We start from the raw sequence: 10458 nt of genomic DNA, 5'->3' as shown, positions 1-10458 counted from the left end.
GCGCACCGGCCCCCCGGACGGCCGAAGCCCACGAGCGGGGCACCAGCCGAGCCGCTCGCCGGAACTGCGAGGGGCCCGCCGGACGGCAGGCAGGCCCGGGGAAGCGCCCCGCTCACCCCGTCGCCGCCCATCACGGTGACCACGCACACGCCCGGCAGTCGACGATGGTGCCGCCAGGGGAGCCCGCCTTCGGTGTCCCGGTTGGCGGGGGAGGTGCGGCGTAGGAAGAGGGGGAGGGCCCCGCCCCGTCTACTTTTCCAGGGCTCGGTACTCGCCCCTGTAGTACAGCAACGGCGCGGTTCCGCCCTGGTCGGACAGGTGGTGGACGCGTGCCACCACGATGATGTGGTCTCCCGCCGGGTGCTCGGCCTCCACCTCGCATTCCAGCCATGCCTGCGACCCCTCGACGACCGGGGCCCCGGACGGGGACGCGTGCCAGGCGATGCCCGAGAACTTGTCGCCGCCCCTGGCCGCCAGGCGGCGGGACGCCTCCTCCTGGTCCGCGCCCAGGATGCTCACCGCCAGCCGGGGCGCCGACCGCAGCGCCGGCCAGCTCGTGCTCGCCCGGCCTACGCAGAACCCCACCAGCGGCGGGTCCAGGGACACCGAGGTGAAGGAGTTGGCCGCCAGGCCCACCGGGCGGCCCGTGTGCGGGTCGTGGGCCGCCACCGCCACCACCCCGGTGGGGAACCGGCCCAAGGCGTCCCGGAACTCCCGGGATCCGAAGGGGGCCGGTGCGGGGTGGGCCCCGTTCCAACGGGTTCGGGGCGCCTCGGCCACGGCGCGGTGTGCGCCCCCTCGGTCTCCTGACACGGGCCTGCCCTCCTGTCCTCGGCCGGGGTCGCCCCCTCGGTATCTCCCAAGCGCTTGCTTGGTTTCATCCTACTCGCCGAAGCCCGCCCCGTCACCCGCCGGGGTCGCCCTCTTGACACCAAGCGTTTGCTCGGTCTTGACTCGGAGGGGACCGGACCGGGGAGGCGGCCGTGGCGGGAACGGGACTGAGCGGAGCGGCCTCGCTGGCCGGGGTGGGCACCACCCCGTTCAGCCGCGACTCCGGTATCAGCACCACCGCCCTCGCCTGCCGCGCGGTGCTCACCGCCCTCGACGACGCCGGGCTGGGCATCGGCGACGTCGACGGTATCGCCACCCACCGGGTCGGCGACTCCAGCCCCCCATGGGTCGTGGGCCCCGCCCTCGGAATCACCGACCCCGCCTGGCACCTCGACCAGTTCGGCGGCGGCGGGGTCTCGCACGCCGTCATCGGCCAAGCGGCTCTGGCCGTCGCCGCGGGAATCGCCGACGTCGTCGTCTGCTACCGCGCCATCAACGCGCGCTCCGAGTTCCGCATGGGCGGGCAGGGCCGCGCCCCCGCGGGCGCGTTCGACCTGCAATACCAGGCCCCCTATGGGCTTCTCGCGCCCGTCCAGCACTACGCCGTCCCCGCCCGCGCCCACATGCAGGCCTACGGCACCACCCACGAACACCTCGGGGCGATCGCTGTCCGCCAGCGCGCCAACGCCGCCGCCAACCCGCGCGCGCTCAAGCGCGACCCCATCACCCTCGACGACTACCTCGCCTCGCCCTGGGTCTCGGAGCCGTTCCGCCTGCTGGACTGCTGCCTGGAGACCGACGGTGCCTGCGCCCTGGTCGTCACCTCCGCCGAACGCGCCCGCGACCTGCGCAGGCCGCCCGTGGACATCGCCGCTGCGGCCTGGGCCGGAGGCCACTCGACCTATTCCCCGCCCGCCCCCGGCGGCCTGGGCGACGACCTGACGACCTCGTCCGCCGCGCGCCTGGCCCCGCGCCTGTACGCAATGGCCGGCCTGGGCCCCGACGACGTCGACCTCGCGGAGCTCTACGACTGCTTCACCTGGACGGTGGTCGTGCAACTGGAGGACTACGGCTTCTGCCGGAAAGGCGAAGGCGGCCCCTTCGCCGCCTCGGAGGCCCTGGGAATCGGGGGAGAGCTGCCGGTGAACACGCACGGGGGATTCCTGTCCGAGGGGTACGTGCACGGTATCAACCACGTCGCCGAGGCCGTCGGCCAGCTCCGCGGCGACGCGGGCCCGCGCCAGGTCGACGGCGCCGAAGTGGCCCTGTCCACCGGTCAGCCGGGCTATGTCCTGGCGGGCACGTCAGCCCTCCTGCTGACCGCGGGGCGGTGACCGCCCCCTGGGCGGCGCGCCCCTACGACGCTCACCGCGGAGGTGACCGATGAACCGAACGCAGAGCCTTCGGCAGGACGTCCGGGACCAGGACGGTCGGCGGCGGGACGGGCGCGGGGCCGCCGCGCCGCGCCCCCGCCCCGGCGCGGACCGGGACTCCGCCTACTGGTGGGAGGCGGTCGGGGAGGGGCGCTTCCTCGTCCAGTACTGCGCCGACTGCCGGACCCCGCGCTTCCCCGCGAGGGAGGTGTGCGCCGTGTGCCTGTCCCTGGAGTGGGAGTGGCGCGAAGGCACCGGCACCGGGACCGTCGACGGCTGGACCGTCACACGCCGCACCTTCCATCCCGCGTTCGAGGCCCCCTACACGGTGCTGCGGGTGGCCCTGGACGACGGTCCGGCGCTGTACTGCTGGGGCCGCCTGGTCGGTGCCGACCCGGGCGACCTGCGCCGCGGCCAGCCGGTCGAGGCGGTCTTCACCGACACGGGGCCGGCCCCGGGAGCCGGGGCGCCTACCGGCGGCGGCGCGTTCACCAAGGTCGTCGACTGGCGCCCGCGCGAGTGACGCCGGGTGCTCCCGACGGGGCGGACCTCGCCCGTAACGGTCCGCCCCGTCACCTCTCCCGCCCGTCGGCAAGGCGCCGCGCCAGGGCCGCCTTGTCCGTCTTGCCGTTCGCGCTGACCGGCAGCGACTCCACCGCCACCACCCTCCGCGGCACCTTGTAGTTCGCCATGTTCTCCCTGGCCCAGGCGGTGACCTCGGACGCCGTGTCCGCGGCGGAGGCGCCCGCGCCGCCGTCCGCGGGCACCACGAACGCGCATCCCACCTCGCCCAGCCGCTCGTCCGGCACCGGCAGGACCGCCGCCGCCGCCACCAGCGGGCAGCGCACCAGCAGCGCTTCGATCTCCGCCGGGTAGGCGCTGAACCCGCCCACGGTGAACACGTCCTTCTTCCGGTCCACCACCGACAGGTCGCCGCGCTCGCTCATGACGCCCACGTCCCCGGTGCGCAGCCGCCCCCGCCCGTCGACCGCCTCGGCCGTGCGCCCGGGGTCCCCCCAGTAGCCGTCCATCACCCCGGACCCGCCGACCAGGATCTCCCCGCGCGCCCCCGGCGGCAGCGGCCCGCCCTTCTCGTCCACCACCTCGACCTGCACGCCCGGCATCGGCCGCCCGGCGGACCCGGCCACCACCTCCACCGGGTCGCCCTCCCGGGTCATGGAGACCACCGTCCCCTCGATCAGCCCGTAGGCGTTGACCATCCGCCGCACCACGCCCTCGTCGAGGAGCCGCCGCACCAGCTCCGGCGGCACCGACGCGGCCCCGCAGATGCCGACCCGCAGCGCGGGGAACCGCTCCCCGGCGGCCCGCCGCGCCAGCAGCCCCTGGAACAGGGTCGGCGGCCCCGCCAGCACCGTCGCCCCCTCATCGGCGATGAGACCGGCCAGCCCGCCGGGGTCGAAGACGGCCTGCGGCAGCAGCCGCGCCCCGCGCATCACCCCCGCCAGCAGCCCCGCGTTCACTCCGAACCCGTGCGAGAACGGCGCGATGACCGGGTACCGGTCCTCCCCGTCCAGGCCCACCACCGAGGCCCAGTCCCAGTACCCCCGCAACAATTGTCCGTGCGGGATCATGACCCCCTTGGGCTCGCCCGTGGTCCCCGAGGTCGCCAGCACCTCGGCCAGGTCGCCGCCGCCCGCCCCCAGCGCGCGCTCCTCCGCCGCCGCTTCGGGGACCGCCCCGGCCCGGTCCAGGAACGCCGCGAAGGCCACCGTGCCCTCGCGCCGCGCCTCCGGCCCGCCGGGTTCCACGTCCAGCAGCACCGCCTCGGCCAGCCCGGGAAGCCCGGCGAAGGGGCGCCCGCCCTCCGGCCGCCCTTCGGCCCGGCCGATGGCCCCGGTGGACGGCGTGTCCCGGAACCGCTCGGCGCACATCAGCACCCGCGCGCCCGTGCGGCGCAGCAGCCCGCCCGCCTCCAGCCCCTTGTAGCGGGTCGACAGCGGCACCAGCACGGCCCCCGCCTCCCACACCCCGAACGCGGCCGCGCCCCAGGCGGGGGAGTTGGGCGCCATCAGCGCGACCCGGTCGCCCGGCCGCACACCGGAGGCGATCAGCGCCCGGCCGATCCGCCGCGCCCGCGCCGCCAGGTCCTCGGCGGTCAGCCACTCGCCGTCGGCGGCCAGCAGCACCGCCCCGGGGGTGCGGCGCGCCCGGCCGCGCAGCATCCGCGGCAGGGTGGTCCACCCCTCGGGGAGGGGAGGGAAGGCGGTGGGGTCGGGGACGGGAGGGGACGCGGGGGAGACGGGAGGTTCGGGGGACTGGGCCATGGGGGGTCCTCCTCGCATGCCGCGGGGCGGTGTCAGCCGGTGCGGGCCCGCGCGTCGCCCCTGTCGCGCGCCAGGTGGTGCCCGCGCTCATCGGTGAGCCGGCCCGCGCCGCCCTCGTCCCGCGCCTCGTCCTCCACCACGACCGCGATCCGCACGGGGGAGAACGACGCCAGCGCCTGCTCGATGCGCGCCGTCCACATGCGGTCGCCGATGAGGGAGGCCCGGCTGAAGGCCACACGCAGCTCGGCCAGGTCGAGCGTCCCGGGGCGGGACACCCGCAGCTCCCAGGCACCGATCCCGTCGACCCGCGCCAGCTCGCGCTCCAGGCGCGGCAGCGGCAGCCACCGCCCCCGCACCAGGACGCGCTCGCCGACGGTCCCCGAGGGGACGGGGACCGCGGTGGCGCCCGCGGCGGGCTCGGCGGTGAACCCGGTGCGCACCACCATCCCGTGGAACTTCGGGCGCCAGTCGGGCAGCGTCACGATCTCCGCCGTCCCGGCCGGGTAGGGCGGCTCGTACACGGTGTCGGCGTCCAGCGGCGCCAGCCCGATCGTCCCGGACAGCGCGGCCTCGAACCCGTCGGCGCCCTCGGTCCCGAACGGCCGGTAGGCGACGGGCACCTGCAGCAGAGGGTCGATGAACAGGTCGCCGACCTCGGCCCCGAACTCGGCGGCCAGCCGCCGCCGCAGCGCGTCCGGGGCGATCTCCCCGGCCAGCAGGATCCGCCGCAGGCCGAGGTCCAGCGGGTCGGCCTGGAACTCCATGTGCAGCCGGGCCAGCAGGTCGGCCGCCCCGCACGGGGTGGCCACCAGCACCGTGGCGTCCATCGCCCGCATCGCGGCGTGCGACCGCATCCGTCCGCGCGGGCCGAGCACCGCGGTCCGGCCCCCGGCGTTGGCGGCGGACTCGGCCACCAGGGCACCGGTCTGGTCGCCCTCGGCGCTGAGCGCCACCGCCACCCGGTCGCCCCAGGCCACCCCGGCCCGGGCCATCAGGGAGCAGCCCAGCTCGGTGGCGCAGACCCGGTCGTCCCGTCCCAGGGCGGCGCCGGGCACGCCGTCGGGTCCGAGCAGCAGCAGTTCGCCCTCCGGGTCGGGGGCCGTCCCGGGCCCGGGGAGGTCGGCCCGGATCCATGTCCGCCCGCTCACGAGGGCGCCACCTCCTGTCGGAACAGCTTCAGGCAGTTGCACACGTGCTCGTGGGCCAGCCCGCCCACCTGCGCCTGCAGCAGCAGGTCGGTGGCGCCGGCCTCGGCGATGCGCCGCACCGCCTCGCGCGATCCGGCCACGTCGTCGATCACCACCATGTGGTGCTCGCGCAGCACGTCGAGCGCCTCCTCGGGCGCCATGCCCGCGGCGAGCTGGCCGAGCACCCGGTGGGTGGCGTGCCGGGCGTCGTAGTAGCCCGGCGGGGTCACCAGGTTGACCTGGCGGCGGATGTACCAGAGCACGGCGTCCGCGGCGGTCTCCAGGGCCTCGTCCCGGGTGGGGGCCACGTGCCAGGGCACCATCAGCGCCACCCGGCGGCTGTCCGGGTCGAAGCCGCTCTCGGCCAGCTGCCGCCGGTAGGCGGCGATGTCCTCGGCCACGTCGTCCAGGCCCTTGAGCATGGTCATGCCGAGCAGGTTGTGCCCGCGCCGGGCGGCGGCGAGGTACCCCTCCAGGCTGGTGGAGGCCACCCATACCGGCGGGTGGGGCTCCTGCACCGGCCGGGGCAGCACCGAGACCCCGGGCACCTGGAAGTAGGGGCCGTCCAGGGTGACGGGCTCGCCGTCGGCCCGCCAGATCTCCAGCACGGCGTCCAGGGACTCCTCCCAGATCCGCCGCGACTGCTCGAACGGCCGCTGGAAGGCCTGGTACTCCAGGGGGGACGCGCCGCGCCCGGTACCGAACTCCACCCGGCCGCCGGAGAGCACGTCCAGGGTGGCGACGCGCTCGGCGGTGCGCACCGGCGGCTGGAAGGGCAGCAGCACCACCCCCAGCCCCAGCCGCAGGTTCCGGGTGCGCTGGGAGACGGCGGCCAGCACCAGGTCGGGGGCCGAGGAGTGGGAGAAGCCGCGGGTGAAGTGGTGCTCGACGAGCCAGGCGGCCTCATAGCCCAGCTCGTCGGCGAGTTCGGCCTGGGCCAGGGTGTTCTCGAAGGCGCGCCGCTCCACCTCGCGGGTGCGGCCGCGGACCTCCACCTCGTATCCCAGGCTGATGCGCAGGGACGCCATGGCGCCTCCGGGGTCGGTACCAACCAAGCGAACGCTTGGTAGTGTATCAGCGGGGTGACGAGCCCACAACGAATCGCCCGGCCGCCGCCGGGCGGCCGGGGCGGCGATGTTTGGCCCGGTCCCCGCGCTCCGCTGGCGCTTTACCTGCTTCCGATTAGGAAGAGCGTAACCTTCTCCGAACCGTTACCCGGGGTTCGGCCGCCGTGCGCTGTGCGATGGTCGTGCGCCGTCAACGCGTGCGACCTGCGCACGCGCAGTGAGAACGGAGGCACGATGCGAGGCTGGTGGAGACGCGCGATCGCGTCCGCCGCGGCGGCCGCGGCCGTCCTGGCCGGGGCGGCCGCCCCGGCGCAGGCCGAGGCGGGGACCCTGGCCCTGGCCGGACCGGTGGCCGTCGGCGAGCAGGCCCGGTTCGCCTACGGCACGGACGCGCCCGACGGCACCAACTGGATCGGGGTGTACCGCGGCGGCGAGGGGCCGGTCGACGAGGAGTACACCGAGCCCTCCCTCGCCTGGACCTACGCGCCCGACGCGCAGGGCGAGGCCACCGTCGACACCTCCGGGCTGCGCGCCGGCGACTACACCGCCTACCTCCTGGCGAAGGACGGCTACGCCTGGCTGGCCGACCCGGTCGATTTCACCGTGGCCGACGACCGGCCGGTGTCCTTCCCGACCGAGGGCATCACCCTGCGCAACGCCCGTGAGGGCGACGCCTACGAGGCCTCGGTCGGCGGCCTGGTCTCCGGCGGCGGCGAAGGGGTCGCCTTCCGCAAGACCGGCGGCCGCGGCTGGGTCGAGGTCGCCGAGGACGGCACCCTCACCGGCACGCCCGACGGTGACAGGGACGCCGAGGTCGAGATCGAGGCCACCGGCGCCGACGGCTCCACGGCCTCCATCACCGCCGCCATCCCGGTCCGCGAGGAGAACCAGGACCTCGTCGGCGAGCTCAACGTGATGAGCTACAACACCTGGCACGCCGGCACGCAGGTGAACGGGTACCACGAGAAGCAGCTCCGCTACCTCATCGAGTCCGACGCCGACATCGTCGGCCTGCAGGAGACCGAGGGCGAGGCCGCCGAGCGCCTGGCGGACGCCCTGGGCTGGGACCACTGGCAGTCCTCCGGCAGCCTCGGTGTGATCAGCCGCTACCCGATCACCGAGGAGCGCGGCACCGTCAACGCCTCCGGGAGCGTCAAGATCGCCCTGGACGGCACCGACTCCGAGGTCGCCGTCTGGGACGTGCACCTGGGCTACACCCCCTACGGCCCCTACGACGCCTGCGACTCGGGCATGAGCGTCGAGCGCATCCTGGAGCGCGAGGCCGAGTCCGGCCGCACCCCGCAGATCACCGACACCGTCGAGGCCATGCAGGACGACCTGGCCGCCGCCGACGAGGACCCGGTCCTGCTCATGGGCGACTTCAACTCCCCGTCGCACCTGGACTGGACCGAGGAGCTGCGGGAGAAGAACTGCGGCTACGCGGACGTCCCCTGGCCCGCCTCCACCGTGCCCACCGACGCCGGGCTGACCGACTCCTTCCGCGAGGCCCACCCCGACCCGGCGGACGTCCCCGGCACCACCTGGTCGCCGCTGTTCCCCAAGCGCGACGGCGCCACCGGGGTGGACGAGCCCCAGGACCGCATCGACTTCATCTACTACGCGGGCCCACTCGCCGTGGAGGAGTCGCAGACCCTGGTGGCCGGCGAGCCGGAGGTGTACCCGGACCACGCCGACAACGAGTGGACCTCGGACCACGCCTCGGTCATGACGACCTTCTCCCTGGGAGGCTGACGCCTCGCCTCCCCCGGGCGCCGCCCGCCCACCCTCTCCCCCGAGGGGCGGGCGGCGCCCCTTTTTCCGGCTGCACCCGCCCACCGGGGCCGCTAGCCTGGAAACCCCCTCCACACCCGAATGACCGACCCGTTTCTCCGTGCACCGGCGTGTGCACCGTCAACCACTGAGGAGTGGCCGTGCTGCTGCGGATGTCGACCCTGTTCCTGCGCACCCTGCGTGAGGACCCGGCGGACGCCGAGGTGCCGAGCCACAAGCTCCTGGTGCGCGGCGGGTTCGTCCGCCGGACCGGCCCGGGCATCTACTCCTGGATGCCGCTGGGCAAGATCGTCCTGGAGAACGTCGCGCGGGTCGTGCGCGAGGAGATGGGCGCGATCGGCGGCCAGGAGCTGCTGCTGCCCGCCCTGCTGCCCCGCGAGTACTACGAGGCCACCGGGCGGGCCGTCGAGTACGGCGACACCCTCTTCGCCCTCAAGGACCGCAAGGGCGCCGACTACGTCCTCGGCCCCACCCACGAGGAGGTCTTCGCCCACCTGGTCAAGGGCGAGTACTCCTCCTACAAGGACTTCCCGGTCACGCTCTACCAGATCCAGGAGAAGTTCCGGGACGAGGCCCGCCCCCGCGCCGGGGTGCTGCGCGGCCGCGAGTTCCACATGAAGGACTCCTACTCCTTCGACATCGACGACGCGGGCCTGCAGGAGTCCTACGAGCGGCACCGCGCCGCCTACGTCCGCATCTTCGACCGCCTCGGCCTGGACTACGTCATCGTCGCGGCCACCTCCGGCGCCATGGGCGGCTCGGCCTCCGAGGAGTTCCTGGCCGAGACCCCCGTCGGCGAGGACACCTTCGTCCGCAGCACCGAGTCGGACTACGCGGCCAACGTCGAGGCGGTGCGCGTCCCCGCCCCCGCCGCCCTCCCGCTGGACGGGCCGCCCGAGGCGGCGGTCCACCACACCCCCGGCACGCCCACCATCGAGACCCTGGTCGACCACCTCAACGGCGCCGGGCTCGGCCGCACCTTCACCGCCGCCGACACCCTCAAGAACGTCCTCGTCAAGGTCCGCGAGCCCGGCGCGGCCGAGTGGGAGGTCATCGGCATCGGCGTGCCCGGCGACCGCGAGGTCGACGTCAAGCGCCTGGAGGCGGCGCTGGAGCCGGCCGAGGTCGCCCTGCTCGAAGAGGAGGACTTCGCGGCCCGCCCCTTCCTGGTCAAGGGCTACGTCGGGCCGAACGCCCTGCTCGACAACAAGCTGCGCTTCTATGTCGACCCGCGCGTGGTCGAGGGCACCCGCTGGGTCACCGGCGCCGACCGCCCCGACCACCACGTGGTCGACCTGGTCTGCGGCCGCGACTTCACCCCCGACGGGGTCCTGGACGTGGCCGACGTCCGCGACGGCGACGCCTCGCCCGACGGCCGCGGCACCCTCTACACCGCCCGCGGCATCGAGATCGGCCACGTCTTCCAGCTCGGCCGCAAGTACACCGACGCCATCGAGCTGGACGCGCTGGGCCCCGACGGCAAGCCCAAGCGGGTCACCATGGGCTCCTACGGCATCGGCGTCTCCCGTGTCGTGGCCGCCATCGTCGAGCAGTCCCACGACGGCAAGGGCATCGTGTGGCCGCGCGCCGCCGCCCCCGCCGACGTGCACGTGGTCGGCACCGGCAAGGGCGAGCAGATCGAGGTCGCCCTGGGCCTGGCCGCCGAGCTGGAGGAGCGCGGCCTGCGGGTGCTCGTCGACGACCGCAAGGGCGTCTCCCCGGGCGTGAAGTTCACCGACGCCGAGCTGCTGGGCGTGCCCACCTCGCTCATCGTCGGCAAGGGCCTGGCCGACGGCGTCCTGGAGCTGCGCGACCGCCGCACCGGCGACCGGCGGGAGATCGCCCTGGACGGCGCGGCCGACACGGTCGCCGCCGCCGTGGCCGCCGAGTAGGGCGGCCCGGCGAGGGCGCCGACCGCCGGGTC

Annotated in this window: 8 protein-coding genes; 4 read left to right on the top strand and 4 right to left on the bottom strand. The window is 75.1% G+C overall.

The genetic code is table 11. The features are described 5' to 3' along the window. Positions 1 to 249: 249 nt before the first annotated feature. Positions 250 to 780, bottom strand: a complete 531-nt coding sequence (locus tag O4U47_RS26385) for a flavin reductase family protein (protein ID WP_270680684.1) — start codon at positions 778 to 780, stop codon at positions 250 to 252. Between the two features lie 203 nt (positions 781 to 983). On the opposite strand from O4U47_RS26385, the gene O4U47_RS26380 reads away from it, so the two are divergent. Both O4U47_RS26380 and O4U47_RS26375 read left to right on the top strand, forming a co-directional pair. Beyond that, on the top strand, positions 984 to 2165 hold the full coding sequence (locus O4U47_RS26380; RefSeq protein ID WP_270680679.1) for a thiolase C-terminal domain-containing protein: 1182 nt from the start codon (positions 984 to 986) through the stop codon (positions 2163 to 2165). Between the two features lie 49 nt (positions 2166 to 2214). Further along, the gene (locus O4U47_RS26375) at positions 2215 to 2727 is read left to right on the top strand and encodes a Zn-ribbon domain-containing OB-fold protein (protein ID WP_270680678.1); all 513 of its coding nucleotides are present in this window, start codon (positions 2215 to 2217) and stop codon (positions 2725 to 2727) included. Positions 2728 to 2776: 49 nt separating this feature from the next. Here O4U47_RS26375 and O4U47_RS26370 read toward each other — a convergent pair whose 3' ends face one another. The 3 genes from O4U47_RS26370 to O4U47_RS26360 all read right to left on the bottom strand — a co-directional run bounded on the left by O4U47_RS26370 (position 2777) and on the right by O4U47_RS26360 (position 6704). After that, positions 2777 to 4387, bottom strand: a complete 1611-nt coding sequence (locus O4U47_RS26370; protein ID WP_270680683.1) for an AMP-binding protein — start codon at positions 4385 to 4387, stop codon at positions 2777 to 2779. A 134-nt stretch (positions 4388 to 4521) separates the two neighbouring features. Continuing rightward, positions 4522 to 5637 (bottom strand): phenylacetate--CoA ligase family protein, encoded by a 1116-nt coding sequence (locus O4U47_RS26365; RefSeq protein WP_270680677.1) that lies wholly within the window; start codon positions 5635 to 5637, stop codon positions 4522 to 4524. Next, positions 5634 to 6704, bottom strand: coding sequence for an LLM class flavin-dependent oxidoreductase (locus O4U47_RS26360; RefSeq protein ID WP_270680682.1), 1071 nt, complete (start codon positions 6702 to 6704; stop codon positions 5634 to 5636). The genes O4U47_RS26365 and O4U47_RS26360 overlap by 4 nt, the downstream gene beginning before the upstream one ends. A gap of 273 nt (positions 6705 to 6977) precedes the next feature. Between O4U47_RS26360 and O4U47_RS26355 the strand changes: the two genes are divergently transcribed. Next, the gene (locus O4U47_RS26355) at positions 6978 to 8495 is read left to right on the top strand and encodes an endonuclease/exonuclease/phosphatase family protein (protein ID WP_270680676.1); all 1518 of its coding nucleotides are present in this window, start codon (positions 6978 to 6980) and stop codon (positions 8493 to 8495) included. Positions 8496 to 8674: 179 nt separating this feature from the next. After that, the gene (locus O4U47_RS26350; protein WP_270680675.1) at positions 8675 to 10426 is read left to right on the top strand and encodes a proline--tRNA ligase; all 1752 of its coding nucleotides are present in this window, start codon (positions 8675 to 8677) and stop codon (positions 10424 to 10426) included. Positions 10427 to 10458: the final 32 nt, after the last annotated feature.

This window comes from Nocardiopsis suaedae (genome assembly GCF_027706745.1).
In the GTDB taxonomy this organism is placed as follows: Bacteria; Actinomycetota; Actinomycetes; order Streptosporangiales; family Streptosporangiaceae; genus Nocardiopsis_A; species Nocardiopsis_A suaedae.
The sequence above is the reverse complement of the archived record's forward strand: the minus strand, read 5'-3'. Positions and strand labels throughout refer to the sequence as shown.